This is a genomic window from Streptomyces sp. (assembly GCF_019510245.1).
In the GTDB taxonomy this organism is placed as follows: Bacteria; Actinomycetota; Actinomycetes; order Streptomycetales; family Streptomycetaceae; genus Streptomyces.
In genome coordinates this window covers 1-26,806 of the sequence record NZ_JAEKKT010000217.1, presented here as the reverse complement: position 1 = coordinate 26,806, position 26,806 = coordinate 1, and the positions used below count along the sequence as shown (strand labels likewise).

Annotated in this window: 22 protein-coding genes and 2 pseudogenes; 9 read left to right on the top strand and 15 right to left on the bottom strand. The window is 71.1% G+C overall.

The features are described 5' to 3' along the window. Positions 1-17 precede the first annotated feature (17 nt). Together JF597_RS43560 and JF597_RS43555 are read right to left on the bottom strand one after the other, a co-directional pair. The gene (locus tag JF597_RS43560; protein ID WP_294009810.1) at positions 18-758 is read right to left on the bottom strand and encodes a class I SAM-dependent methyltransferase; all 741 of its coding nucleotides are present in this window, start codon (positions 756-758) and stop codon (positions 18-20) included. Positions 759-881: 123 nt separating this feature from the next. Next, positions 882-1,472, bottom strand: coding sequence for a TetR/AcrR family transcriptional regulator (locus JF597_RS43555; protein WP_294009807.1), 591 nt, complete (start codon positions 1,470-1,472; stop codon positions 882-884). Positions 1,473-1,839: 367 nt separating this feature from the next. On the opposite strand from JF597_RS43555, the gene JF597_RS43550 reads away from it, so the two are divergent. Beyond that, complete coding sequence (locus tag JF597_RS43550; protein ID WP_294009805.1) at positions 1,840-2,766, top strand: alpha/beta hydrolase; 927 nt, start codon at positions 1,840-1,842, stop codon at positions 2,764-2,766. A gap of 59 nt (positions 2,767-2,825) precedes the next feature. On the opposite strand, the gene JF597_RS43545 is transcribed toward JF597_RS43550, so the two are convergent. Further along, positions 2,826-3,107: an Lrp/AsnC ligand binding domain-containing protein gene (locus tag JF597_RS43545; RefSeq protein ID WP_294009803.1), complete on the bottom strand. Its 282-nt coding sequence runs from the start codon at positions 3,105-3,107 to the stop codon at positions 2,826-2,828. A gap of 54 nt (positions 3,108-3,161) precedes the next feature. Between JF597_RS43545 and JF597_RS43540 the strand changes: the two genes are divergently transcribed. After that, entirely contained in the window at positions 3,162-3,821 is a 660-nt protein-coding gene (locus JF597_RS43540; RefSeq protein WP_294009800.1) for a hypothetical protein, read from the top strand. Between the two features lie 394 nt (positions 3,822-4,215). On the opposite strand, the gene JF597_RS43535 is transcribed toward JF597_RS43540, so the two are convergent. The 6 genes from JF597_RS43535 to JF597_RS43510 form a co-directional block, all read right to left on the bottom strand. Next, positions 4,216-4,473 carry a helix-turn-helix transcriptional regulator gene (locus JF597_RS43535; RefSeq protein WP_294009797.1) on the bottom strand — a complete coding sequence of 86 codons (258 nt, stop codon included), beginning with the start codon at positions 4,471-4,473 and terminating at the stop codon, positions 4,216-4,218. Continuing rightward, positions 4,473-4,958 (bottom strand): DUF2975 domain-containing protein, encoded by a 486-nt coding sequence (locus JF597_RS43530; RefSeq protein WP_294009794.1) that lies wholly within the window; start codon positions 4,956-4,958, stop codon positions 4,473-4,475. Before JF597_RS43530 ends, JF597_RS43535 begins: the two co-directional genes overlap by 1 nt. A gap of 169 nt (positions 4,959-5,127) precedes the next feature. Beyond that, positions 5,128-6,141 carry a sugar phosphate isomerase/epimerase gene (locus tag JF597_RS43525; RefSeq protein ID WP_294009792.1) on the bottom strand — a complete coding sequence of 338 codons (1,014 nt, stop codon included), beginning with the start codon at positions 6,139-6,141 and terminating at the stop codon, positions 5,128-5,130. Beyond that, entirely contained in the window at positions 6,138-7,265 is a 1,128-nt protein-coding gene (locus tag JF597_RS43520; protein WP_294009789.1) for a Gfo/Idh/MocA family oxidoreductase, read from the bottom strand. The genes JF597_RS43525 and JF597_RS43520 overlap by 4 nt, the downstream gene beginning before the upstream one ends. Next, on the bottom strand, positions 7,262-8,380 hold the full coding sequence (locus JF597_RS43515; protein ID WP_294009787.1) for a Gfo/Idh/MocA family oxidoreductase: 1,119 nt from the start codon (positions 8,378-8,380) through the stop codon (positions 7,262-7,264). The genes JF597_RS43520 and JF597_RS43515 overlap by 4 nt, the downstream gene beginning before the upstream one ends. Then, on the bottom strand, positions 8,380-9,177 hold the full coding sequence (locus JF597_RS43510; protein ID WP_294009784.1) for a sugar phosphate isomerase/epimerase: 798 nt from the start codon (positions 9,175-9,177) through the stop codon (positions 8,380-8,382). Before JF597_RS43510 ends, JF597_RS43515 begins: the two co-directional genes overlap by 1 nt. 101 nt (positions 9,178-9,278) lie before the next feature. Here JF597_RS43510 and JF597_RS43505 point away from each other — a divergent pair, with 101 nt between their 5' ends. From JF597_RS43505 to JF597_RS43495, 3 genes and pseudogenes are all read left to right on the top strand, one after another. Further along, entirely contained in the window at positions 9,279-9,908 is a 630-nt protein-coding gene (locus JF597_RS43505; RefSeq protein WP_294009781.1) for a TetR/AcrR family transcriptional regulator, read from the top strand. Between the two features lie 438 nt (positions 9,909-10,346). After that, positions 10,347-10,859: pseudogene (locus tag JF597_RS43500) on the top strand (ATP-binding cassette domain-containing protein); the annotation flags it as partial. Between the two features lie 190 nt (positions 10,860-11,049). Further along, positions 11,050-14,070 carry a glycosyl hydrolase gene (locus JF597_RS43495; RefSeq protein WP_294009778.1) on the top strand — a complete coding sequence of 1,007 codons (3,021 nt, stop codon included), beginning with the start codon at positions 11,050-11,052 and terminating at the stop codon, positions 14,068-14,070. Between the two features lie 108 nt (positions 14,071-14,178). Here JF597_RS43495 and JF597_RS43490 read toward each other — a convergent pair whose 3' ends face one another. Continuing rightward, entirely contained in the window at positions 14,179-14,760 is a 582-nt protein-coding gene (locus tag JF597_RS43490) for a TetR family transcriptional regulator (RefSeq protein ID WP_294009775.1), read from the bottom strand. A gap of 106 nt (positions 14,761-14,866) precedes the next feature. Here JF597_RS43490 and JF597_RS43485 point away from each other — a divergent pair, with 106 nt between their 5' ends. Continuing rightward, positions 14,867-16,063 (top strand): MFS transporter, encoded by a 1,197-nt coding sequence (locus JF597_RS43485; RefSeq protein ID WP_294009772.1) that lies wholly within the window; start codon positions 14,867-14,869, stop codon positions 16,061-16,063. A 249-nt stretch (positions 16,064-16,312) separates the two neighbouring features. On the opposite strand, the gene JF597_RS43480 is transcribed toward JF597_RS43485, so the two are convergent. Further along, positions 16,313-17,098, bottom strand: coding sequence for a class I SAM-dependent methyltransferase (locus tag JF597_RS43480; RefSeq protein ID WP_294009768.1), 786 nt, complete (start codon positions 17,096-17,098; stop codon positions 16,313-16,315). Positions 17,099-18,040: 942 nt separating this feature from the next. Between JF597_RS43480 and JF597_RS43475 the strand changes: the two genes are divergently transcribed. After that, on the top strand, positions 18,041-18,532 hold the full coding sequence (locus JF597_RS43475; protein WP_294009835.1) for an NUDIX domain-containing protein: 492 nt from the start codon (positions 18,041-18,043) through the stop codon (positions 18,530-18,532). A 105-nt stretch (positions 18,533-18,637) separates the two neighbouring features. Here JF597_RS43475 and JF597_RS43470 read toward each other — a convergent pair whose 3' ends face one another. The 4 genes and pseudogenes from JF597_RS43470 to JF597_RS43455 form a co-directional block, all read right to left on the bottom strand. After that, positions 18,638-18,796 carry a hypothetical protein gene (locus tag JF597_RS43470; RefSeq protein ID WP_294009766.1) on the bottom strand — a complete coding sequence of 53 codons (159 nt, stop codon included), beginning with the start codon at positions 18,794-18,796 and terminating at the stop codon, positions 18,638-18,640. Positions 18,797-19,025: 229 nt separating this feature from the next. Continuing rightward, positions 19,026-20,065, bottom strand: a pseudogene (locus tag JF597_RS43465) (FAD-dependent monooxygenase). 194 nt (positions 20,066-20,259) lie between these two features. Beyond that, positions 20,260-20,835 carry a hypothetical protein gene (locus JF597_RS43460; protein WP_294009763.1) on the bottom strand — a complete coding sequence of 192 codons (576 nt, stop codon included), beginning with the start codon at positions 20,833-20,835 and terminating at the stop codon, positions 20,260-20,262. A gap of 244 nt (positions 20,836-21,079) precedes the next feature. Beyond that, complete coding sequence (locus JF597_RS43455; protein WP_294009761.1) at positions 21,080-22,231, bottom strand: ROK family protein; 1,152 nt, start codon at positions 22,229-22,231, stop codon at positions 21,080-21,082. Positions 22,232-22,417: 186 nt separating this feature from the next. Between JF597_RS43455 and JF597_RS43450 the strand changes: the two genes are divergently transcribed. Next, positions 22,418-24,868 carry a glycoside hydrolase family 3 C-terminal domain-containing protein gene (locus JF597_RS43450; RefSeq protein WP_294009759.1) on the top strand — a complete coding sequence of 817 codons (2,451 nt, stop codon included), beginning with the start codon at positions 22,418-22,420 and terminating at the stop codon, positions 24,866-24,868. 80 nt (positions 24,869-24,948) lie between these two features. Further along, on the top strand, positions 24,949-26,607 hold the full coding sequence (locus JF597_RS43445; protein ID WP_294009756.1) for a carboxylesterase family protein: 1,659 nt from the start codon (positions 24,949-24,951) through the stop codon (positions 26,605-26,607). Positions 26,608-26,806: the final 199 nt, after the last annotated feature.

Genomic DNA, 26,806 nt, shown 5'->3' with positions numbered 1-26,806 from the left:
TCTCGATGCGGCGGAACCTACGGTTTGCGGGTTACCCAGAGCAGTTCCGCCGGCCAGCGATGTGCCCAGTCGGGTGGGTCGGTCTCGTTGTAGCCGTTGGGTGTTCCGGGTTCGGGCCGCGGCTCGATGAGGTCGTCGATGACGAGACCAGCGCCGCGCAGGACCCTGACCCAGTCGCCGTAGGTGAGCTGATAGCTGGTCGCGCCCTCGTCCTCGGCGATGGTGTTCAGCCCGAAGTAGTCCTGCTGGAGCGTCGTGGTCACGCGGCCGGCGGCTTCGTCGTAGCAGGCTTCGAACCATGGGCTGGCGACGTTGAACACCAGGCGCCCGCCTCGGCCCAGGACGCGTGCGGCCTCCGGGACGGCCAGATGCGGGGGCGCCCAGCTGAGCCCGCCGAAGTCGCAGAACACCAGGTCGAAGCTGTCGGCGGCGAAGGGGAGCTGTTCGGCGGCGCCTTGCACCAGCGGGTAGCGGGCGGCGCCCATCGTGCGGGACGCGGCGGCGAGTTGGGCTTCGGACAGGTCGAGACCGACCACGGTGGCGCCCTCGGCGGCCAGCGCCCTGGACCACTGGCCGGCGCCGCAGCCGAGTTCGAGGACGCGCTTGCCGGTGACGTCGCCCAGGGCGTGCAGGTGCGCGTCGGGGATGGAGTACATGCCCCACAGCCGGGGTGCGGCGCCGATGTGCGGGTCGTGCTCGTGCTGGTAGGCGCTGCTGATCTGGTTCCAGAACCGCCGGTTGGCGGGGATGCTGTCCACGTGCCGACTCCAGCACTGCCTGCCGGGGGCGGTCAACACCATCGGTTTCGAGCCCGAGCTCCTCAGACAGCTCGAGGCCGGGCGAGCCGGGCAGACGGCGGAGTCCGGTCTGCCGGACGCATCTCAGTCGCTCGCGCCGAGAGTCCGCGCAAGTGCGTCGAGGGTCACGTCGACGATGGCGCGCAGCTGCTCCGTGCTCGTTCCGGCTCTGCTCATGACGGCGAGGGACTGGTTCACGGCCGCAAGGTGGGTCGCGAAGGACTCGGCCGCCTCGTCGTGCAGTCGGCCGGCCTTCAGCGCGGTGCGCAGCCGGTTGTGCTGGAAGCCGATCGCCTCCCGTGCTCGCGCCGCGACGCTCGCGCTGAGCACTGGTGTCGCCATGACCGTTTGCGCCACCAGGCATCCGTCGGGCAGGCCAGGGTCCGCGATGCGTTCCAGGGTGACGTCGAAGAACGCCCGCGCGGCTGCCAGGGGGCGGTCGGCGGCGCAGGACAACGCGGCGTCGTACTTGTCTCCGTACCGCGTGGTGTAGCGCTCCAGACAGCGCATGAAGAGTGTGTCCTTGTCGCCGAGGGAGGAGTAGATGGAGCTGCGGTTGAGTCCGGTCGCCCGGGACAGGTCGTCCACCGAGGTGTCGGCGTAGCCGGCCCGCCAGAACTGGATCATCGCGGCATCAAGTGCCGTGGCGAGGTCGAACTGCCTTTTGCCTGCCATGCCGGTCCTCCCTCCTGCCCTTCCGTCCTGGTGGAGACCACCATCTCATCTTGAACTGATTGGTTCAAGATGAGTTAGGGTGAAGGCATGATCACGGCCGGCCACCCCGCACAGCGGAACAGCCGCCGTCCCGTTTGTGCCGGCAGACGGCCTTACGGTCCTGCTGGTCTCGCGCCGCGGGCGTCCTGGCCCAATGACGGGGCAAGCCGGGTGCGGTCGTTCGTCGCCGGCGCCGTGCTCGTCACGGCTTCTCCGGGCGACGAGGCCGCGCTGTGGCCCCACTGTCGTCGGCACCGGCTTCGCAGGCGCGGCAGTCGGAATGCTCTTCCGACACGGTCTACACACCTCACACCAGTGGAGGAGAATCATGAACGACCCCACAAGCGCCCCCCGCGGCAACCCGGTCCGCGACCTGCCGCGGCCCGACCTGGCCGGTTTCACCCACCGTTGGGTGGACGCGGGCGGCGTCCGGCTGCACGCGGTCGAGGGCGGACAGGCGGACGGTCCAGCCGTCGTGCTGCTCGCCGGGTTCCCGCAGACCTGGTGGGCATGGCGCAAGGTGATGCCGACCCTGGCCGACCGGTTCCACGTCATCGCGATCGACCTGCCGGGCCAGGGCCACTCCGAGCGCCCGGAGATCAGCTACGACACGCACACGGTCGCCGCGCACGTCCACGCCGCGGTCAAGGCGCTCGGAGTCTCGACGTACTGGCTGGTCGCCCACGACATCGGCGCGTGGGTCGCCTTTTCTCTCGCCGTGAAGTACGAGAACCAGTTGCGTGGCCTGGCACTGCTCGACGCCGGCATCCCGGGCATCACACTCCCCGAGGTCATTCCGACCGACCCCGAGCAGGCGTGGAAGACCTGGCACTTCGCCTTCCACCTCGTGCCCGACCTGCCCGAGACACTGCTCGCCGGCCGCGAACGGGATTACGTCGGCTGGTTCCTGAAGGTCAAGACGCTGTCCTCCGGCACCTTCGACGATGCCGAAATCGAGCACTACGCCGCGTCCGTCGCCGCCGACGGCGGCCTGCGCGCATCCCTGGCCTACTACCGGTACGCCGCCGAGTCGGCGCAGAAGAACCACGAAGCGCTGGACCAACGGCGCCTGACGGTCCCGGTTCTCGGGATCTCCGGCAGCCACGGCTCCATCCCCGACATGGCGGCTTCCATCAGGCCGTGGGCCGACCACGCCACCGGGATCGTCGTGCCGGACGCAGGACACTTCATTCCCGATGAACAGCCCGCTGCCGTCGCTGCCGCGCTGACCGACTTCATCACCGAAGACGACTGAGACCCGGCGGAGGCAAGTGGACAGGCGCCTGTATGCGGGTGCCAAGGGTCGCGGGAACCTCAGGCGTGTTCCCCTCCACCGGGAGGGAGCGGGTCCAGGACCGGGTTGGTGAGGTGCTGGTAGATGATCGAGGTACGGAAGCTGACGATCTCGCGGCAGTTGGTGAACTGGTCCAGGATGAAGGCGTGCAGATGGTCGATGTCCTGGGCCGTGACGTGGACGAGGAAGTCGTCGCTGCCCGCCATCGTGCAGACGGAGACGACTTCGGGCAGCTGGGTCACCGACTCCTCGAAGGCGGCCACGACGTCCCTGCGCAGCGGCCGGATCTGGGTGGCCACCATCGCCTGTACCGAGCGGTTGAGTGCGCGCAGGAGACCTGGGCCTCGTATCCCTGGATGATGCCGCGCCTGTGCAGCAGCCTGGTGCGTTCGAGGCAGGTCAACCAGCTCACCGACGAGTCCGTCACCGCTGATCTCGCCGGGCACGGCGTCGTCTGGATCCCGGACTATGTCGCCAGTGCCGGCGGCATCATCTACGCGCTCAGCCGGGAATCGGAGAACTACGGCCACGAGGCGGCCCGAAAGCGGGTGGAGGGGATCGGCGACACCGTCAGCCGCCTTCTCGACCTGGCCCGTTCGACGGGCGTCACCCCGCTGCGGGCCGCGCAGCGGATCGCCGGGGCGCGGCTCGGCTCCACCGCCCCGTGGCGGCCGGGCGCCCAGTTGCCGAGGCACCGCCGTCCACCGTCGCACCGAGCCGACCGTGTCGCCCGACACGTGCTCGGCCAGCAGCCCTCGGGCGAGTTCCGCTCCGGGGAAGACGCTCTGGTGGACGTTCCTGCCGAACTCGAGCGGTGGCTGGTCGGCGGACGGGGCCGGGACGCCGTACGCACGCAGCCGCGCGTCGAGCCACTCGGTCAGCGGCAGCCCGCCCACGCGGATCGCCGCACGGTCCTGCCAGGTGGCGTAGAGAGTGCCGGCGATCGTGTCCGGGTCGTCCGCGTCGTCCGCGATCTCGACGCCCACGAAGAGCAGGGGATCCTGGCCGGGGGGTGACGGCCAGGGTGATCGTCGCGCCGTCGACCTGTGCCGCGCCCGGGGGAAGCGTGATCTCGGGTACGCGCTCGTGCAGTACGAGCCGAGGCAGCAACAGGCCGGCGTCGTCGACGTGTGCGGTGAAACGGCCGAGGTCAAGTGCGTCGGTCAGCGGACGGAGCCGCTCCTCGGGTACCCGCACCCGCGGGGTCAGGTTGTACATCGACAACAGGCGGGTGCGCGTCCTCAGCGCCGCGTCGGACCGTGGCACGACGTCCCCCCTCCGGCCGGCATGCGGGTACGACAGCAGCCTAGGCACCCTCGTCCGCGGCGGGGTAGGTCGACCGCAACCTCAACTCCAGTACCTCCACACGCAGTTCACACGTACCGGGGCGAAGGGGTGAAGTCCTGATGATCAGACGTGGCCGCCGGGCGCGTCGGCAGGCGCGGCCCGTTCGTCCGCGGGGTCCTCGGCCTCCCAGCGCAGCAGGTCGCCCGGCTGGCACTCGAGCACCTCGCAGAGCGCGGCGAGGGTCGCGAAACGTACCGCCTTGGCGCGGCCGTTCTTGAGCACAGCCAGGTTGGCGGGCGTGATTCCCACACGGTCGGCGAGTTCGCCCACGGACATCTTCCGCTTGGCCAGCATCACGTCGATGTCGACGGCGATCGGCATCAGATCACCTCGTCCAACTCGGCCTGCATCCGCGCCGCTTCGCCGTCCCGCGCGACGGCCTGAGCGAGCAGCATCCGCAGTACGAGCACGATGAGCGCGACTCCCAGGACGGCCAGACCGATCCCGGCCATGATGACGCTGACACCCGGGTCGTCCCGCTGTCCCGGCGCGTTGACGGCCGTGACCGCGAACCACAGCAGGGCGGCCGCCACGATCGCGCCGATCACGCCGTCCACGTACCGGAAGGCCGTGTGGGAGAACACGGTCCCGCGCCGCACCATCGTCACCAGGCGCCATACACAGACCAGCGCGATCTGGGCCGACACCATGCCCAGGATCGTGATCACGCGGAACGAGGTCAGCGGGAGCGATCCGTCGTCCGGTTTGGCGGCCAACGCCCAGACCATCCCCGCCTGTACGAACACGGTGCCGACGAGCACCACGACGAGCACGACACGCAGCGCACGCACCGTCAGTTTTCCCATGACCCAACCTTCCATCGATTCGCGATGGAAATCTATCGAGATTCGATAGGCGAAGCAAGGGGTGATCCGATGAGAGGGCGGAGAGTCACGGATTCCCGACCGTGCCCCGTGCCGCACAGGAGCACGGGGCACGGGGCACGGCGGAGAAGGCCTCAGCCCGAGGTGGACGTCATTGGTTGCTGAACGCGGCGTCGAAGGACGCCTTCGGGGTCGGCCACAGCAGGGACCGTACAAAGGTGACCGCCTCGGCGGCACCGTGCAGCCGGTCCATGCCGGCGTCCTCCCATTCGATGGAGATGGGGCCGTCGTAGCCGATGGCCTTCAGCGCGCGGAAGGCGTCCTCCCAGGGGACGTCGCCGTGGCCGGTGGAGACGAAGTCCCAGCCGCGGCGCGGATCGCCCCAGGGCTGGTGGGAGCCGAGGACGCCGGCCCGGCCGTTGCGGGGGCGCAGGCGGGTGTCCTTGCAGTCGACGTGGTAGATGCGGTCCTTGAAGTCGGTGATGAAGGCGACGGGGTCGATGTTCTGCCACATCATGTGGCTGGGGTCCCAGTTGAAGCCGAAGGCGTCCCGGTGGCCGATCGCCTCCAGGGTGCGGACGCCGGTCCAGTAGTCGTAGGCGATCTCGCCGGGGTGGATCTCGTGGGCGAAGCGCACTCCCTCGGCGTCGAAGACGTCGAGGATCGGGTTCCAGCGGGCGGCGAAGTCCTCGTAGCCGGCGTCGATGACGGAGGCGGGGACGGGCGGGAACATGGCGACGTAGGGCCAGATGGAGGAGCCGGTGAAGCCGACGACGGTGTCCACGCCGAGTTTGCGTGCCACGCGTGCGGCGCGCTTCATGTCCTCGGCGGCGCGCTGCCGGACCCCTTCCGCCTCTCCGTCGCCCCAGACGTACGGGCGCAGGATCGCCTGGTGGCGGAAGTCGATGGGGGCGTCGCAGACGGCCTGTCCCGCGAGGTGGTTGGAGATGGCGTGGACCTTGAGGCCGTGCCGGTCGAGGATCTCCAGGCGCGATGCCGCGTAGGCGTCGTCCTCGTCGGCGCGCCGGAGGTCGAGGTGGTCTCCCGAGGCGGCGATCTCCAGGCCGTCGTACCCCCACTGGGCGGCGAGGCGGGCGACCTCCTCGAAGGGGAGGTCGGCCCACTGTCCGGTGAACAGGGTGACGGGGTGGGTGGCTGCGGTCATGTGCGGTCCTCCGCGTCGGGTGAGGTCTCGCGTGCGGTGTCGGGTGCGGTGTCGATCCAGGTGCCGTGGTCCGCGGCGGAGGCCAGTACGGCCTCGGTGAGACGTGCGGCGCGGAGTCCGTCGGCGAACGTCGGCATGCCCTCGGGGTGCCCGCCCTGTACGGCGTCGTAGACGTCGGTGACGAACGCGGTGAAGGCGTCCTGGTAGCCGAGGGCGTGTCCGGGTGGCAGGACGGACACGCGGGCGGAGTCGGGGGCGGCGGTGGCGGGGTCGCGCAGGAGCAGTCGTGAGCCGTCGCGGCTGCCGATCCAGAGTTCCTCGGGGCGTTCCTGTTCGAAGCGCACGCTCTGCCGGGTGCCGTGGAGTTCCAGGGTGAGACTGTTCTTGCGGCCGGGGGCGAGCTGGCTGACGAGCAGCGTGCCGAGCGCACCGTTGCCGAGTTCGACGAGGAGGGCGGCGGTGTCCTCGTTGGTCACCTCGGTGCCGCCACGTTCGCTGAAGACGGTCCGGGTGCGGGCGGCGAGGCGGTGGATGCGCTGTCCGGAGACGAACTCGACGAGGTCGCACAGGTGGGAGCCGATGTCCGCGAAGGCGCGGGAGGCGCCGCCGGCCTGCGGGTCCGCGCGCCAGTTGGTGTCGTCGGGGCCGAGGAGCCAGTCCTGCAGGTAGGCGGCGTCCAGGGTCAGGACCGTGCCGAGTCGGCCCTCGGCCACCAGGGAGCGGGCCTGCCGGGCCATCGGGTGGTAGCGGTAGACGAACGGGACCGCCGCCACCCGGCCGGCCTCCCGCGCGCCGTGGACCAGCCGTTCGGCGTCCGCCGCCGTGGTCGCGAGGGGCTTCTCGCAGATGACGTGCGCGCCGGCGGCCAGTGCCGCCAGGGTGTGCTCGGTGTGCAGGTGGTTGGGGCTGCAGACGTGGATGATGTCGAGGTCGCCGGCCGTGGTCAGGCGGTGGGCGTCCGGTTCGGCGCGTTCGGCGCCGAGGGCGCGTGCGGCCTGCTCGCCGCGTTCGGGGGTCGAGCTCGCGAGGGCGGTCACGTGACCGCGGGCGGCACGGCTCGCCCGGGTGTGGACGGCCGCCATGAAACCGCCGCCGATGAATCCGGCACGCAGGGGGCGGTTCACAGGGTGGCTCCGTACGGGTCGCGGTCCTCGGGGACGAGTGGTGTCGCGGGGGCGGTGCTGGTGACGTGGACGCTCTCGCCGGAGGTGACGGCCTCGTCGATGGACATCATGGTGTCCAGGACGTGGTAGCCGAGGTCTCCGGTGGCGATGTGGGCGTGTCCCCCGCGGATGGCCCGTGCCATGTCCAGGACGCCGAGCCCGCGGCCCGCCTCGATGCCGACGGGCGGGACGGTCTCCCACTCCGGGTCCTGGCCCCGCTGCTGCACCCGGGTGATCCGGACGTCACCGGCGAAGGTGTTGGGGTCGGGCAGGACGAGGGTGCCCTCGGTGCCGGTGATCTCGACGAACCCGGTGCGGGTGAGCGGGGAGTCGAAGCTGAACACGCTCTGCCCGACCCCGCCGCCCGCGAACCGGGTGAGCGCGGAGACGTGGGTGGGTACGGCGACGGTGAACTCGGTGCCCGTGCGCTCGCCGCTGCGTACCGTACGGACCGCGCGGGCGGTGGAACCGAGCGCGGCGACACGGGCGACCGGGCCGAACAGGCAGACGAGGGCGGTGAGGTAGTAGGGGCCCATGTCGAGGAGCGGACCGGCGCCCTTGGCGAACAGGAACTCGGGGTTGGGGTGCCACAGGTCGGGTCCGGCGTACTGCATCACGGTCTGCGCGGACAGCGGGGTGCCGATGTCGCCGCGTGCGACGGCCCGCAGGGCGGTCTGCAGGCCGGGGCCGAGGATCGTGTCGGGGGCGACCCCGACCCGCAGGCCGGCCGCGGCCGCCTGGTCGAGCAGGGCTCGTGCGTCGGAGCGGTCGACGGCGATGGGCTTCTCCGACCAGACGTGTTTGCCCGCGGCGACGATGGCCGAGCTGACCTCGGCGTGGACGGCGGGCACGGTCAGGTTGACGACGATGTCGACGTCCGGGTGGGCGAGGACGTCGGCCGCGGTGCCCCACTCCTCGACGCCGTACCTGCGGGCCTGGGTCTCGGCGCGCGTGGTGTCCAGGTCGCCCACGACGAGCACGCGCAGGTCGGGGAACCTGGTGAGGTTCGTCAGGTACTGGTCGCTGATGTTGCCGGCGCCGACGAGGCCGACGCCGACCGGGTTCCGTGCCGCCATCAGGCGATGCCCTTCCCGTTCAGGTAGGAGACGCCCGTCGCGATGCCCTCGAAGATGTCGCCGTCGTAGTGGTCGAACTCGATGACGGCGTACTCGGCGTGCGGGGCCGCCTCCAGCGCGGCAGCCAGTGGTATCTGTCCGCGGCCTGCCGCGACCTGGCCGGTGTCGGCGGGGTCGAAGGGGGCGCCCGAGGTGAACGGGTCGTCGATGACGGGTCCGTCCTTCACGTGCAGGGCGCGCACCCGGGAGCCGAGCCGGTTCAGGAGGGCGACGACGTCATTGCCGCCGGCCGCGGCCCAGAACAGGTCTATCTCCAGGGCGACTTCCGGATGCAGGAGGCCGGCGAAGCGGTCGAAGGCGTTGACGCCGGCGACGGTGTGGACGAACTCCTGGGAGTGGTTGTGGTAGCCGACCCGCAGCCCGTGGTCGGCGGCGCGCTCGGCGGCCTCGTTCAGGAGGGCGGCGGTACGGGCGATCTCCTGCTCGTCGGCCCAGCGCTCGGCGGGGACGAACGGGTCGAAGAGGATCTCCACGCCCAGTCGCCGGGCGGCCCGGAAGGTCTCGTCGAGGTCGGCCGGGGGTGCCGCGTCGGGCGACAGGAAGCCGGCGTGCCCCGTCCGCGCGGACAGACCGTGCTTGTCGAGCGCGTCGGCCAGTTCGCCGGCCCGGTGCACGAAGCCGAAGGCCTCGACGTTCCTCAGGCCCAGCGCGGTCAGGCGGCCGAGGGTCGCGTCCTCGTCGGCCTCCAGGGCATGGCGTACGGAGTAGAGCTGGACCGACAACTGCGGTGTCGACATGGGGAACTCCTCTCATGGCGGACGGCCGGAAGCGTGGCGCACGGCCGGGAACAGAATACCGACAGGGGTGCTGGTTTCTAGAGGTCGTTAGCATCTCGTCCATGGCGAGAGAGACGGCGCGACAGGGCACGGCCCCGCGGAACTACCCCAAGGGGGAACGCCGGCGCGCCCAGATCATCGAGGCGGCGTTCACCGCGTTCGGGCAGGTCGGCTACCGCAACGCGAGCATGGTGCAACTGGCCGCCGCCTGCGGTGTGTCACGCGCGGGGCTGCTGCACCACTTCCCGACGAAGGAGTCACTGCTCGAGGCGGTCCTCGAGGAACGCGAGCGCCAGGACGACGCGCACTTCTTCCAGTCGGGCGCGGTCAACAGCGACGGCGTGGCGTACTTCGCCAGCATGATCCGGCTGGTCGCGCACAACCAGGCCAACCCGCTGATCGTGAGCCTGTTCGCCGTGCTGTCGAGCGAGGCCACCGCGGCGGACCACCCGGCGCGCCCCTACTTCACCGCACGCTACGAACGCACCCGCCGGCAGATGCAACGGGCCGTCGACGACCTGGTGCGACGGGATCTGCTGCGCCCGCACGTGGACGCGTCGGGGCTGGCGGCGAACCTCATCGCGTTCATCGACGGCCTGCAGATCCAGTGGCTGCTCAGCCCGGACGCCATCGACATGCCCGACCATCTGCGCAGGATGCTGCGCGGCCTGGTCAGCGTCGAACTGCCCTGAGCCGCCGCCGGGTAGGCCCGGTCGGCCGGGTGCTTGAATCCCGGCCATGGACGGCTCCGCCCGCATGTGGATCGGCACCATCCCGCCGCTCGACCCGGACCACCGGGGAGTGGTCCTGGACGTCGACCACACCGCCACCGACCCCGCCGAGCGCATGGCCTGCGTGCTGCTGAACCGGGGGCACCGAGGAGGAAGAGGGCGTCTTCCACCTGCTGCCGGAGGACCTCTCGGCCCGGTACGAGCGGACCGGGGACCGGCTCGGTGTCTCCCTGCCGGCCCGTCCGGACGTCCTCGCGGGCGATCTGACGCCACGTCAGGACGGTGTGCACGCGCATCTCGACGGGCTTCCCCGCGGCCCCCACGACGACGGCCGGGTCGTCCTGCTGCGCCGCGAGACCGTCACCGATTTCATGCCCGCCGAACGGGACGGCTTCCAGCCTGCGCACCTACCGGCAGTTCGTCTCGGTCGTGCCGCAGGAGTCGATCCTCTTCGACGGCACGGTCCGCGAGAACGTCGCCTACGGCATGGAGGACGAAGCCGACGAGGAGGCGGTGCGCGCCGCACTCAGGGACGCCAACGCCCTGGAATTCGTGGACCAGTTGCCGCTCGGCCTGGACACCGTGGTCGGCGAGCGCGGCGCCCGGCTCTCCGGCGGCCAGCGCCAACGCCTCGCCATCGCGAGGGCGTTGATCCGGGACCCGCGCGTCCTGGTGCTGGACGAGGCCACCTCCGCGCTGGACACCCGCTCCGAGGCGCTGGTGCAGCAGGCGCTGGCCCGCCTGCTGCACGGCCGTACGACGTTCGTGGTGGCCCACCGGCTGTCCACCGTGCACGGTGCCGACCGCATCGTGGTGATGGGCGACGGCCGTATCCGCGAGATCGGCACGCACGAGGAACTGCTGCGCCGGGGCGGCGCCTACACCGCGCTGCACGTCGGCCAGGTGGCCTGACGGGCGCCGGCTCCGGGCCGCGGCACGGGAGGTGCCGGCAACCCTCGGCGGCCTTCGCCTCGTTGAATCGTTGTCACATCTCTTGACCTCGGTTCATGGACCGGATTAACGTTCCCGCGCTCACCTTGATTGAAACGATTCAATACACCGTCTGTCCGTGACCGCCCTTGGGACCACTTGGGGTTGAACCATGCACGAATCCTCCTCTCAGCGCGGTGGGGCGACCCGCCGGTCGGTGCTCGCGGCCGGCCTGTCGGCCGGTGCCCTCGCCGCGCTCGGGCCCGCGGCCGGTGCCTTCGCCGCACCCGGTGGTGCCCTCTCCACCGGGGCCGGACCCGCCGCCGACTGGTTCGCAAAGCCCGCCAGGGCCGTTCGGCCGAAGTTCCGCTGGTGGTGGCCGGACGGGCTGGTCGATCCTGCCGAGATCGCGCGGGAGATCGACCAGATGGCGGATGCGGGGTTCGGCGGGGCCGAGATCGCGGCCGTGCACCACAGCATCGCCGACACCTCCGTGCTGGACACCGCGCATCACGGCTGGGGCAGCACCCCCTGGCGCGACGGTGTGAAGGCCGCGCTGCGCCAGGCGGCCCGGCGCGGACTGACCGTCGACCTCACCCTCGGCCCGAGCTGGCCCGTCGCCGTACCGGGTGTCACCCCCGACGACGACGCGGCGGTCAAGGAACTCGTCTACGGCAAGGTCACGTTGACGGCCGGTGCCGGGTACGACGGACCGGTGCCGGCCCCGGTCCACGCGGCCGCTTCCCAAGTCACCGTGCAGCAGTTGTTCGCGGTTCAGGCCGCCCGGGTCGACACCGCCTACTCCAGCGGAAAGGCGACCGGCCTGGATGCCGGCAGCGTCACCGACCTGACCTCCCGGGTGTCCGAGGGCAGGCTGACCTGGACCCCGCCGGACTCGGCGACCTGGGTGATCCTGGCGTACTGGCAGCGGGGTTCGGGACAGCAGCCCGAGGCGGGCCCGCACTCCTCCCCCGCCGCCTACGTCGTCGACCACTTCAGCGCGGCCGGTACCGCGGCCGTCACACGCTACTGGGACCGCGAGATCCTCGACGCCGGGCTGCGCGGACTGCTCCGGTCGGCGGGCGGCGCCTTCTTCGAGGACTCCGTCGAGCTGGAGACCAAGGGGCTGCAGTGGACGCCCGCGCTGCCGGACGCGTTCCGCGGGCACACCGGGCGGGACCTGCTGCCGTACCTGCCGGCCGTCGTCCTTGACAACGGCAACCAGGTCTTCGCCTTCGAGGCCCGGCTCACCCAGGAGATCCGGCACGACTTCTGGGAGACCGTGTCGAACCTGTTCAACGAGCACCATCTCGGGGCACTGCGGGACTGGGCGCACGGCCACGGCATGCAGTTGCGCTCGCAGCCGTACGGGCTCCAGACGGACGCCATCGCCTCGGCGGCGGTCCTCGACATCCCCGAGGGCGAGTCGCTCGGCTTCAAGAACCTGGACGACTACCGCTGCCTCGCCGGCGGCCGCGACATGGCCGGACACCGCGTCCTGTCCTGCGAGGCGGGCGCCTACGCGGGCGGCGCCTACAACACGACCTGGGACAAGTTCCTGCGCACCATGGGCGGCGCGTACGCGGCGGGCGTCAACCAGACCGTGATCCACGGATTCTCCTACGCCACCGCGCCGGGGGTCGCCTGGCCCGGGTTCGCCGCGTTCAGCCCCTACAACGGAACGGTGGGGTACGGCGAGTCCTGGGGGCCGCGCCAACCCACCTGGCAGCACGTCCCGGACATCGCCGGCTACCTCGGGCGGGTGCACCAGGTGCTCCAGTCCGGCACCGTCCGCGCCGACGTCGCCGTCTTCCGGCAGACCGGCTACAGCGCCACCGGCATCGGAGCGTCCTGGCTCACCTCCACCGGCGTCCCGCTCGGCTGGACCCACCAGTTCCTCAGCGGGCCGCTGCTCGACCTGCCCTCGGCCCGGGTGTCCGGAAAGCGGCTCGCGCCGGACGGGCCCGCCTACAAGGCGCTGTTCCTCGAAGGCGACTTCTTCTACGGTTCCAACCCGACGCTGGCCGTAGCCGACGCCCGCAGGCTGCTCGCGTTCGCCCGGGCCGGGCTGCCCACCGTACTGCTCGGCGCCTTCGACCAGGCCCTCGCCCCGGGCCTGACCGACGACACCGAGACCGCGGAACTGCGTGCGCTCACCGCCCAGTTGCTCGCCCTCCCGAACGTCCGCAAGGTCACCGACAAGACCCTGGTCGGCGCGGCCTTCGCGGACCTCGGCGTGACGCCCGACGTCGCCTACGGCGCGTCCTCGACCCTTCTCAACGCGCACCGGGCGACCGACGACGCCGACCTCTACTACTTCTGCAACGGCAAGCACGCCGAGACCGTCAAGCCGCCGGTGGCCGCCGTCGACCACGACGTGACGGTGCACAGCACCCGGCGCGCCGGTTCCGGTACCGTCCCCTACCTGCTGGATCCCTGGACCGGGCGGGTCACCCGGCTCGCCGAGTACACCCAGGACGGGGACGCGTTCACGTTCCGGGTGGCGCTCCAGCCCGGTGAGACGCTCGTCGTCGCGCTGGCGCGGCCCGCCGCGTTCGGGGACCGCAGCGGGGCCCGTCCGCACGCGGTGGCGACCGAGGCGGACAGCGTGCTGTTCGCGAACGGTTCGCCGGCCGTGCGCGCGGCGACGGCAGGTACGTACGCCACCACCCTGTCGAACGGCCGCACGGTCACCGCGGAGATACCCGAGGTGCCCGACCCCGTCACCCTCGACCGGTGGACGCTCACCGTCGACGACTGGCGGCCCGGCGCCGACGCCACCAGCATCGACGTCGTCGGGCACACCGTCGCCCTCGACGCGCTGCTGCCCTGGTCGCAGATCCCGGAGCTGGCCGACGTCGGCGGCATCGGCCGTTACCGGACGACCGTCACCCTGCCGGCGAACTGGACCTCCTCGACGGGGGCCGTGCTGCGGCTCGGCAGCGTCGCCGACACCTGCCGGGTGACCGTCAACGGCACCCGGGTCGGGCCCATAGACCGCCTCAACCCCGAGGTGGACCTCGGCGGCCTGCTCCGCCCGGGCACGAACACGGTCGAAGTCGAGGTCGCCACCCCGCTGTTCAACCGGCTGCGGGTCAGCAACCCCGCGGTCTTCGGGACGGCGACACGCCAGGCGTACGGTCTCCTCGGCCCGGTCCGGCTCGTGCCCTACGTCCAGCGGACGGTGGCCTGATCGGGCGACAGGGCGGCTCGGCGTTCGGTCACGCTGGATCGTGGACTCCCCCGCCTGTCCGGGGGTCCGTGAACTGCCGTGGAGCGAGGAAGCGGATGTCGGTGCGGTTCAGGTGGCGTCCGTGGACAGGCGTGGGTCGGCGGCGACGATCGCGCGGACCGTTTCGGTGACCAGGCGGCGGTCCAGCGGTGCGTCGGCGAACGCCCGGTGCATCGGCCAGCCCTCGATCAGCGCGTCGAGTGCGCGGGACACTCCGGGCGTGAAGTGCAGGGCGAGGCTGTCCCTGCTGCGTTCGAGCCAGGTGCGGGTGGTGACGGAGACCGCCTCGTTGTGGTTGGCGTAGGCGTACATCTCGAAGATGAGGGTCATGTCGCGTTCCGTGGCGTAGGCCGGACCGCAGATCAGCTCGACGACCGCCGCCTCGGCCTCTGCCGTGGAGGCGGCGGACTCCAGCGTCCGCCGGTAGAGCTGGGACATGGTGTCCGACAGCCGGGCGAATGCCTGGGCGAGGAGGTCCGCCATGCCGTCGAAGTAGTAGGTGAGCGAGCCCAGGGGGACCTCCGCCCGCGCCGCGATCTTCCGGTGGGTGGTCCGGTGTACGCCGCTCTCGGCGATCACGTCCAGGGCTGCATCGAGGATCCGCTCCTTGCGTCCGGGATCGTTCGGGATCTCGCGTCGTGTGCCGCTCACGCCCTCAATGTGCCATGGGTTGCCCAGCGCCGAGTGTGTACAGACGTACAGGTTAGTGTGTACGGTCGTACAGACTTCTGTACGTACCCCGCTGGAGCCACCGCCCATGACCTCTGACCTCGCCCGGCGTCGCACTGCCGTCTTCGTCCTCTTCTTCGCGCCCGGGCTGACCATCTCCTCCTGGGTCACCCGCACCCCGGACGTGCGCGACCTGCTCGGCGCCTCCACGGCGCAGATGGGCCTGATCCTGTTCGGGCTCTCGGTCGGCTCGATGCTCGGCATCCTGTGCTCGGGCACGGTCGTGGCGCGCTGGGGTGCCCGGCTCGTCATCCTGGCCGGCACGTCGGCCGTCGCCGCCGGTGCCGCGGTGGTCGGAGTGGGCGCCGCCGTCGGTTCGGGGGCCTGTGTCGCGCTGGGCCTCGGGCTGTTCGGTCTCGGCATGGGCGGCGGCGAGGTGGCCCTCAACGTCGAGGGCGCCGAAGTGGAACGGCTGCTCGGCCGCTCCACGCTGCCCGCCATGCACGGCTTCTTCAGTCTCGGCACCGTGCTCGGCGCGGTCGCCGGCATGTGCCTGACGGCGGTCGACTTCCCGGTCCTGGTCCATCTGCTCGTCGTGGCCGCGGTGGTGCTGGGCGCGCTCGCCCTGGTCATCCGGCGCGTCCCCGCCGAGGTGGGCCGGCAGACCGCCGCCGGACGCCGCGCACCGGGCGCGCCGCGCGCCGCGGTCTGGAAGGATCCCGCACTGCTGCTCATCGGCTGCGTCATCCTCGCGCTCGCCATGGCCGAGGGCACGGCGAACGACTGGCTCCCCCTGGTCATGGTGGACGGGCACGGCTTCGACGCCGCGCTGGGCTCCGCCGTGTACGCGGTCTTCGCCGCCGCGATGACCGTGGGCCGCTTCGTCGGCGGACGGTTCGTCGACCGGTTCGGGCGGGCGGCGGCGCTGTGCGGGAGCGCGGTCGTCGGGGCCGCCGGACTGGCCCTCGTGATTTTCGTCGACAACCAGGCGGTCGCGGCTGCCGCCGCCGTCCTGTGGGGCCTCGGGGCGTCACTCGGGTTTCCCGTGGCGCTCTCCGCGGCGGGTGATTCGGGCGCCGACTCGGCCGCCCGCGTCGCGCTCGCCGCGACCGTCGGCTACGTCGCCTTCCTGGTGGGCCCGCCCTCCCTCGGCTACCTCGGTGAGCACTTCGGGCTGCGGCACGCCCTGATCCCGGTGCTCGTCCTGGTGGTCGCGGCCGCCTTCGCCACCCCGGCCGCCCGCGCGCCGAAGAAGGTGGCCGACCCGGAACCAGCGGGCGCCTGAGCGCGGCGCCCGTCAGGTTGTCGGGCGGTCGCCCGGGGGGTGACGGAGGCGCGAGGTGTGGCAGAGGCGTGGGGTGTGGCGGAGGCGCGGGCAACCCGACGTTGGGCATAAGTGCGTACGTCCGTTGCCGAGGTCCGAGCCGACGGCGTGATCCCAGCCCGCGCCCGTCCGGCCACCGCTCCGCGATTCCCGCCGGTAGCCCGACGATGTCGAGAATGCTGTCGGTGGGCGACCGACCTGTGCCGGTTGCTAGTCGGCCTGCAGGACGAAGAACAGGAAGCACAGGAAACGCGGCTTGGCCGCGATGACTTCGGGGAACAGCTCGCGGGCCGCTGGATCGGGCTCAGGCTCGCTGATGACCGTGATCCGGAAACCCGCCCCGGTGAAAGCCTCGATCATCGCGTGCAGGGGCCTGTGCCAGAGACTCATCAGCGCAGTCTGGCCGCCCATGGTCCACTCTTCGGTCCAGTTGGTGGTGTCGAAGTACTTGTACTCGGCTTCGCGGCCGGCCTGCCGGTGCATGAGGTTGATGGCGAAGGGATGGTCGACGGACGCGATGAGCCGACCGCCGGGCTTGAGCACGCGGCGCAGCTCGGCAAGCGCCGGCCCCCAGTCCTGAAGGTAGTGCAGTACCAGGGAGGCGACCACATCGTCGAACGTGTCATCAGCATAGGGAAGCGGGCTGCCCAGGTCCGCCACCCGCAGGTCAGCGTCGCCGAGCCGCCGCCGGGCCAGCTCCAGCATCCCGGCACTCGCATCGAAGCCGCTCACGACGGCGCCACGGTCGCGCAGCGCCGCGAACAGGGGCCCCGAACCGCAGCCGGCGTCGAGGATCCGCCGACCGGCCACGTCTCCGGCGAGTGCCAGCATCGCGGGCCGCTCGTAATAGGCGTTGATGAGGTTGGTTTCGTTCTCTGCCGTATAGGCCTCGGCGAAGCTGTCGTAGTCGTTGACCTGCGGCGGATCCACAGACACCGCGGACGGCAAGGTGCGCCCGGTGGAGCTCGAGTGCTCTTCGTGCTCGTTGGAGATCATGGTGCGGGAGACGCGCGCTGCAGCAGCTCGGTTCCTGACTGTGCAGCCATTGCGCGGACGCCCGGCGGAACGACATTCGCGCCTGGGTCGTGGGAAACCTTCGTGACGACGAGGCGGGCTTTGAGGTGGACGAGACCCGCGATCTGAAGAAAGGGACCTCCACGGTGCTGGTTCGGCGCCAGTACACCGGCGCCGCCAGGCGGTCCGCAGGAGTGTGGAGGACACCTTCTTCAACGACCAAACGGGAACCGGCGGCCCGAATGATCGCATCGACGCGGTTCGACCCGCGCGAACCGGCCCGCCAAGCGCCGCGCCAGACCGTCGAAAACTTCCTTCCGGGGGCGGGAGCCATGCTGTGGCCTGCAGGGCACCGGCTTGTCGTTACCTCACACGAACTCCGATGCTCAACGGTGGCTGCAGTCGGCTGCACCGGACAGCCCGGAAGCTGTCGGTGGCAGCTGCTACGACTGTCGGCATGACCGACGACGAGATCATCCCTAGGATCCGGGAGCAGGATGAGGCCGGCGCGGAACCCCCGCCTGCCCGGCTTCTGTTGTACCGCTCCTGACGTGGGGCTGTGCGATATGGTCTCTCGTCGACTACAGCACCTCAGAAGGCCGCATGTGGGGTTGGGATCCCAACGCCAGATGCCCTGAACACGGATACGCTCTGTTCCCCGAAAACCTCACCCTGGCCGAACCGCTCTGCGGTTGGCTGGACGGGCGAGACGACTTTCCGAAGGCTCCTACAGGTCCGTACTGCCTGGACTGCTGAGACCGCAGCACTGCCGTGGCCCGAGTCCGGTGATCGTCCTGCCGGACAGGGGCGTCGCCTTTTGTTCGATGAGATGAGGTCGGTCCGAGGGCTACTGGCGGCGTGACGGTCCGGGACTCCGGGCGGGTGTCAGTGGGTTCTGCGATCGTGTGCGTCGTGGATGAACTCGTGGAACGCGTTGACGATCAGGACCGTGTGCTGGGGGCGGTGAGTCGGCGGGACGCCGTTCAGGAGGGTTGGCTGCACCGAGTTGCCGTAGTGGTGTGCCGTGATGGGCGAGGCCACTTTCTCGTCCATCGGCGTGCCGAGCAGCTGTCGCGTTTCCCAGGGCACTACGAACTCGGGGTCGGGGGCGCTGCAGGCGTCGGCGAGTCCTATGAGGAGGCAGCTGCTCGGGAGCTCCGCGAGGAGTTGGGAGTGCGGGCGTCGATATGCCTTCGGTTCAAGTTCCTCAACCGTGGCGGGCTCAGCCCTCATTGGCTTGGGGTGTGCGATGCCATGGTTCCGCAGGTCGTCGCCCCCGATCTGGCAGAGGTGGCCTGGTACGGGTGGCTGACGGAGTCCGAGCTGCGGCGGACTCTGCACCAGTGGACTTTCACCCCCGAAAGCCAGGAAATCTTCGATCGGTATCTGGCCCATCGTGTGGGCCGTCGTAGCTGAGACCGGTGGGTGGCCGCCGACGCAGGCGGCCAGGATTCGCTGTCACGCATCCCCGTTGGCGATCCGGGGCGCTCGCTCGATATGCCGCACGCGACCCTGGCGGGGTTACATACGGCTCTGCGGTACCGGCGCCGCCGTCGCGGCCGGTGTCAGCGCGCCGGCCGCGACACCGGCGGCCAGGGCGGCCGAGGCCGCGAGCGCCGGGAGACCGAGGCGCCGACGCCCGGAAGTGCTCCTGCTGCTGGTGCGAAAAATACGGTTCATGAGTTCTCTCCTGACGATAAACGGGGGTTTTCTGCCTGCCCGGGAAATTCCGGTGCGGATGTGAGTCCCACCGTTCTGCCCCATTTGTTTTTCCGGATTTCGTTTCCGGTGAGGCCCGCACTTCAAGTAGGCCCCACGCACATCACACGGTCACGTTCCGAGGGGTCGTGACTTGACCCGAGGGATGAATGGGGTAAGCGCGCAAAAAGGCCGTGCGGCAGGTGTGTGGTCAGCGGCCGATGGGGGCGGGGCGCTCCTCGGCCGGGTCGAGGCCGGCCATCAGTTCCGCGAAGGCCCGCACGGCCGCCGGGGAGGTGAAGAGCCGGTCAAGGCGGGCTCGGGCCAGACGGTTCAGGAAGGGGCCGCAGCCGGTGCTGTCGCCGGCGTCGTGGACCGTCCGGGTCAGCCAGTGGGAGAACTCCTGGTCACTCCAGACGCGCCGCAGGCAACGCTCGGAGTAGGTCCGCAGTGCGGTGTCGTCCCCGGCGCGGACGTGGTCGCGGACGGCGCGGGCGAAGAGGTCCGCGTCGTACAGGGCGAGGTTCATGCCCTTGCCGCCCATGGGGGACAGGATGTGGGCGGCGTCCCCGACGAGGAACAGCCGGCCGTACTGCATGGGGTCGGTCACGAGAGAGCGCAGCCGGAAGGTCTCGCGGTCGGTGATCGGGCCCGCGGTCAGGGCGGGGTCGGCGAGCCGGGTGCGCAGCGCGTCCCAGACCCGGCCGTCGGGCCACGCGCCGGGCAGGTCGCCGGGCGGGCACTGGAGGTAGTAGCGGCTGCTGTGCGGGCCCCGGGGGAAGTGCGCGGCGAAGCCCTGCGCGCTGACGGCGAGCAGGGGGTGGGCGGGGGCGGCGCGTCGGCGAGGACGGTGAGCCAGCCGATGCCGTGGTCGAAGGTGTGGGCGGTGAGGTGGCCGACGGGGACGGCGGTGCCGGTGACGCCGTGGTCACCGTCGCAGCCGGCGACGAACGCGCAGGTGATCGCGTGCGGGGTGCCGTCGGCGTCGCGGTAGCGGACCACGGGGCGCTCCCCCGTCAGGTCGTGCAGGGTGACGTCGGCCGCCTCGTAGCGCAGGTCGCCGCCGTCGGCGAGGTGGGCGGCGGTGAGCCGGTGCACGAGCACCTGCTGGGGACACAGTCGCGCCCCGGGGCCCTCCCCACCGCCGCTGTCGTCGACGAGGTGGCTCACGCCGTCCACCCGGAACTCCAGGATGCCGTCGTGCGGCGGCCCGTCCAGCACCAGGCCGGCCAGCCCCCAGGACTCGAACATCTGGACGGCACGGGCCTTCCTGCACCTCGCCCAACTTCCGCTGCGTCTCGGCCACTTGGCACCTCCGGAGCCAGCGTAGCCGCGCGGTCGGCGGACTGGGTCCCGACCACGACAGGTTTCCGCTCCCGCTGCACGGCGAAGCCTCCTGCACCGGAAGTGGTGTCCGCGGAGGCCGGGTGCCGGTCCCGGGGCCGTCAGGCGCCCTTGGCTTCCTTGACGTCCGATCGGCCGCTGCTCGAGGTCGCCAGGGTGACGAACAGCGGCATCTTGTACAGCGGTGGGGGTTCGCCTTCCAGCCCGAGTCGCTGCCAGGCCAGCCGGGCCGAGATCTTGAGCACCCGGCGTGCGCGCATGACGAGCAAGAAGGCGAGCGGCAGCTCTACCAGCACGGCCGAGGCTGTGCTTCCCCACACGTCGCCTCGCCCCCAGCTCAGGGAGACGTCGAACCAGGCATCGCAGACCAGGAGCGTGGCCGCCACGAAGGACAGCGGAATCAGGGCCTGCCGTTTCAGCCAGACCGCCAGCCCGGCACCGGCCAGCGACACGAGCAGCATGACGTCGAAGCCCACCCACACCATGGGCCAGTACCGGGCCTCGAAGCGATCGGGCAACGAGACGGCCAGGTAGACGGTCCAGGGGACGAGCACGAGCACGCACAGGGCAAGTTGCCCTACCGCCCGTCGTCGGCGGCGGCGCAGCGTGGGACCGTCCGGCGAGAACGCCTTGGCCGACGAGTCCGTCGTGGCGGTGGGGTTGCTCTGCTCGCTCATCCTGCCTGTCCCTGGTATCAGCTTCCGGCCCGGGCCGATTGCGTCGGTGACCGCGCCGCTGATCGCGTCGCGGGGGCGACGCGTGGGCGTGTGACCACGCCGCGAAACGTGTCGAGCGCTCTTCGATGGTACGGCGGGCTCCGATCGTCTCCGCAGGCGGAGCCACCGGCACGGTCGGCGACGATCACGAGCGCCGGTCCGGCGTGCGGAGCCGGTCCCGGACACCGGGCGGTGGGTCCGCTGATCAGCCCCGGGCCGGCCGGGTTCCGCCCCGCAGGGCGATGTCCCGGGCGAGCGTGAGGCTCCCGATCAGCTCGGCGCGGGTGCCGAGGGCGGACGCGGCGACCAGGACGCGGCTGTCGAAGCCCGGTTGGGCAAGCCGTTCGATCGAGTCGCGGACGCCGTCGACGAACGCCTCGCCCGCCTGGCTCATCTCGCCGCCGATGACGACGGCCGCGGGGTCGAGCAGTGCGCACAGGTTGGCCAGGACGCGGCCGAGGGTACGGCCGGATTCGGCGAAGATCTTCCGGGCCACCGGGTGGCGGGCGATCTCCGGCAGCCGGGACCGCAGGTCGCTGTCGCCCGGGTAGAAGTGCTGGACCTGCTGGAGCACCTGGCGGACCGAGACGATGGTCTCCAGGCAGCCGCGGTTGCCGCACCGGCACCAGTCTCCGTCCGGGATCACCTGGGTGTGCCCGATCTCGCCCGCGGCCCCGAAGCTGCCGCTGACCGGGACCCCGTGGACGATGAGGCCCGCCCCGATGCCGTCGGACGCCTTGACGTAGATGAGGTTGCCCCGGTTGCCGGTGGCACCGTGCCGGTGTTCGGCGAGGGCTCCGAGATTCGCGTCGTTGTCGAGGGAGACCATCAGTCCCGTACGGGAGCCCAGCTCGGCCGCCAGGTCGAGCCCGGACCAGCTGGACAGGATGGTGGGCGAGGCGACCGCCCGTTTGCTCATGTCCAGCGGCCCCGGTATGCCGACGACACACGCGCTCACCGGCCCGTCGACCGTGGGCCGGACCTCCTCGACCGTCTGCCGGATCGTGTCGGCCGTGATGTCCAGGGCCGCGGTCGGCCGCCCGTCCACGTCGATCGCCACCCGCCGCTCGGTCCGGACGGCCAGGTCGAGGGTGGCCGCTGCGACGGTGAGGTGCCGGTGGCTGACGTCCACTCCGACGACCGCGCCCGCCGGATAGCGCGGCCGAAGGCGTCGGCCGGGGCGCCCACGGCCCCCCGTGTTCTCCCCTCGGTGCTCGGTCAGCAGTTCCTCGGCGAGGAGCCCGCGGACGACGGCCGCGACGACCGGACGGCTCATGCCGAGCGCCGTCTGGAGTTCGGGTCGCGACGCGCTCCCGTGCCGCCGGACATGGGCCAGGACCTCGTCACGTGGAGACACGTGTCACCTCCCTGGTGCGGGCGTCAATTTATGTCCGGCAGGAGCGGAATTCCAGAGGGTTGACGCATCGAATGTGCGAATTTAACCTCCTTGAACGTTCGATCTTTTATAGAGCCACCTGCTTTGACTCGAATTCTGTCCAGCACAGACATAAATCGTCGCGCACGTCAGTGGTGAGGGGTCCGCATGGAGCTCGATCGGAGACCGGTACGACGCCGCGGCGGCCGTTTACGCCGTACGGCGCTGATCGCGGGAGTGAGCGCGGCGCTCCTGGCCGGGAGCACGGCCGTGGCTCCCGGCGCCTCGGGCGCGGGCAGCGCCGGTGTGACGGTCAAGGTGTCCGCCCGTGTCGCGGCCCTCGTCGCCCGGATGACGCTGGACGAGAAGCTGTCCTTCGTTCATGGCGGCACCGATCCCCGGGCGCTCGGGCAGGCCGGATACATCCCGGGGGTGCCCCGCCTCGGCATCCCCGAACTGCGGCTCACCGACGGCCCGGCGGGCGTCCGCGTCAACGAGCACGCCACCGCGATGCCGGCACCGGTCGCGCTCGCCTCGTCCTTCGACGACGGGCTGGCCCGGGAGTTCGGCCGGACCGTCGGGCGCGACGGCCGTGCGCTCGGCCAGGACGTCCTGCTCGCGCCCATGACGAACACCATCCGGGTGCCGTACGCGGGGCGGAACTTCGAGACCTTCAGCGAGGACCCGCTGCTCAGCTCCCGCATGGTGGCCGGCGAGGTCGAGGGCGTCCAGAGCCAGGGCCTGATCGCCACCGTCAAGCACTACGCGGAGAACAACCAGGAAGACAACCGGATGGGGGTGAACGTCCACGTCGACGAGCAGACCCTGCGTCAGATCGAACTGCCCGCCTTCGAGGCCGCCGTCAAGTCCGGCGCCGGAGCGGTGATGTGCTCGTACAACTCGGTGAACGGCAGCCACGGCTGCGGCAGCGACGAACTTCTCGACTCGATCCTCAAGGAGCAGTGGGGCTTCACGGGCTGGGTCATGTCGGACTGGGGCGCGACCCACGCGACGACCGACATCGTGAACGGCCTCGACCAGGAGATGCCGAGCGGCGTCTACCTGGGCGACGAGCTGAAGACCGCGATAACCGACGGCACCATTCCGGTCTCGGAGCTGAATGATTCGGTCGCGCGCATTCTGCAGCAGATGGCGAAATTCGGTCTCCTCGACGGTGCGGCCGCCCATCGGCCCGCACGCGATCCGAAAGGCGGCGCGAAAGTCGCCCAGAAGGTGGCCGAATCCGGGGCGGTCCTGCTGAAGAACACCCGCGGGGCGCTTCCGCTGACCGGCAAGGACACCAGCATCGGGCTCATCGGCCCGACCGCGAGGACACCCAAGGTCACCGGCGGCGGCAGTTCCAACGTCGTACCGGACTCCGCGGCCTCACCGCGGGACACCATCACCGAGCGGGCCGGCCGGCACACCACGGTGCGCTACGCGGCCGGCGGCGACAACACCGGCGTCCCCATCCCCGCCTCGGCCCTGAACCCCGCCCTGCCGGTCGACGCGGACGGCACGATCCCCGTCACACCGGACGCCTCCTTCGACTACAGCGGCACCCTCACCGTGCCGGCCGACGGCGACTACTCCTTCGTCTTCGACCTCCCCGCCGCGTACGGCCTGCTGAAGATCGACGGGAACAGTGTCATCACCGGCTTCCTGGGCTCCAGCAGTGCCACCGTGCACCTCACGGCGGGCACGCACAGCCTCGCCGCCGGCGCCCTCGCGATCCAGGGCGGACCGACGAAGGTCCGGCTGAACTGGGTCACCCCGCAGGCCGCGCAGGCCGCCCGGCAGCAGGCGGTGGCCCTGGCCCGCCAGGTGACGACCCCCGTCGTCTTCGCCTACGACGACGGCACCGAGGGCTTCGACCGCAAGAACCTCTCCCTGCCGGCCGACCAGGACGGGCTGATCTCCGCCGTCGCCGACGCCAACCCGAACACGGTCGTCGTCCTCAACACCGGTTCGTCGATCACCATGCCGTGGCTGTCCAAGGTCAGGGCGGTCCTCGACATGTACTACCCCGGGGAGAACGGGGCCGAGGCCACCGCCGGGCTGCTCTTCGGCGACGTGAACCCCTCGGGCAAGCTCACCCAGACGTTCCCCGCGAGCGAGTCCGCGACACCGCTGGCCGGTGACCCGCTCAGGTACCCGGGAGTGGACGACCAGGAGAACTACTCCGAGGGCGTGTACGTGGGCTACCGCTGGTACGACAAGGAGCGGGCAGCCCCGCTCTTCCCCTTCGGCTACGGGCTGTCGTACACCTCCTTCGCCTATCGCGACCTCGCGGTACGCCAGAGTCACGGCGCGTTGACCGTCTCGTTCACCCTGCAGAACACGGGCACCCGCGCCGGGGCCGAGGTCGCCCAGGTCTACGTCGGCGCGAGCCCGGGGACCACCGCGCCGCAGGCGGTGCGCTCGCTCGGCGGCTACCAGAAGGTGCATCTGCGCGCGGGTCAGTCGAAGACGGTACGCATCCGGGTCGACGCCCGTCAGCTGGCGTACTGGAACACGTCCTCCCACGCCTGGGTGCTCGGCACCGGAAAGCGGGACGTGTGGGTCGGCTCCTCGTCGCGGACGCTCCCCCTGCACGGCAGCGTCCACGTCACCCGCTGACCGCCCGGCCTGCCCCTCCCCCGTACCACCACGCGTGCCGGCCGCACCGCCGCGGCCGGCATCCCCCCAGAGAGGTCCCCATGACTGCGACCAGAATCCGCACCGCCCTGGGCGGCGCGCTGATCCTGTCCATGACCGCCGTCGGGCTGCTGCCCGCGACGGTGTCCGCCGCGCCGTCCGTGACGGCGTCCGTGAGTGCGGCGGCGCCCGTGACGGCGTCCGTGAGTGCGGCGACCGTGGTGCCCACGGACAAGGGCGCCGTGCGCGGCGCCGTCTCCCAAGGCGTCGAGCGGTTCCTCGGCATCCCCTACGCGACGTCCCCCACCGGCTCTCTGCGCTGGAGACCGCCGCGGCCCGCGGCGCGCTGGGCCGGCGTCCGGGAAGCCACCGCCTTCGGCAACCCCTGCCCCGTGCTGCCCAGCGGCAACGGCCCGCGCAGCGAGACCGAGGACTGTCTGGACGTCAACGTGTGGCGGCCGGCGGGAGTGCGGGCCGGCGCCCGCCTTCCCGTGCACGTGTTCATCCACGGCGGTGGCCTGACCAACGGCAGCGGCGCGCAGAACGACGAGTCGAAGCTCGTACGGGAGACGGGTGTCGTCGGCGTCTCGCTCAACTACCGGCTCGGCGTCTTCGGCTTCCTCGGACTGCCCGCCCTCACCGAGGAGGGCGGGCAGTCCGGCAACTACGGCTTCATGGACCAGCAGGCCGCGCTGCGCTGGGTGCAGCGGAACATCGCGGCCTTCGGCGGGAACCCCGCCGCGGTCACCATCGACGGCGAGTCGGCGGGCGGCTGGTCCGTCTGCGGGCACCTGGTGTCGCCCGGCTCCCGCGGTCTGTTCGCCCGCGCCATGATCCAGAGCGGCTCCTGCCCCAGCGAGCCGCAGGCTCAGGCCGAGACCGCCGGAACGGCGTTCGCCCGCCAGGCGGGCTGCGACTCCACCGAGCAGGCCGCCGTCCTCGACTGTCTGCGGTCTGCTTCGGCGGGTTCGCTCCTCGACGCGAGCCGTACCTTCTCGGCCGCCTTCGTGGACGGGACGCCGACGTTCCCGGTCAACGTGCGCGCGGCGGTGGACAGCGGGCGGTTCGCCCGGGTGCCGCTGGTCGTCGGCGCCAACCGTGACGAGGGCCGCACCTTCGCCCTGGGCTACACAGGGGCGGGCAAGGAGGCCTACCTCGCCTTCGTGCGGGGCGTCGCCGGGGACCGCGCCGACCAGGTCCTCGCCCGCTATCCCTGGCCCGAGAAGTCCGACGCGTACACCGCGGCGTACCTCGTCGGCGCGATCATGACCGACTCGGGCATGATCGGCGGGATCGGCGGGTGCGGGCAACGCTCGCTCGTCCGGACCTTGGAGCGCTACACCCCGACCTATTCGTACGAGTTCGACCACCGTACCGGGCCCGGCCTGACGCAGATACCCGGTTACGTCTGGGGAGCCGGGCACGCCGCGGAACTCGCGTACATCTGGCCCAGCTTCGACAACGGCACGCCGATCACCCCGCTGTTCAACGCCGACGAGCGCCGGCTGGCCCGCGAGATGACACGGTACTGGGGGGCCTTCACGAAGACCGGCCGGCCGCACGTCGCCCGGCAGTCCGCCTGGCCCGCCCACCACGGCGGCAAGGGGTTGACGCTGTCGCTGCGGGCGGGAGGCAGGAGTGCCCTCATCGACGATGAGCAGATCTCCGCCGAACACCAGTGCTCGTTCTGGGACACCATGACGCTCGCACACGGTTCCTGAGGACCGGGCGCGTCCGGCGCGGCCGATGACCACCCGTCAGCGGCCGCGCTCGGGTGCGAGGTCTAGACCCGTCCTCCGCACATGCCTCGTCCGGTTGGATCGAGGTGTGGGCGGTGTCCGGTTGTCGGTGTAGTCGTTGATGTGATGTGTCGAAGATTTCGCGTGCCAAGCGGCCACGGGTGCAGCGTCCACGGATGGA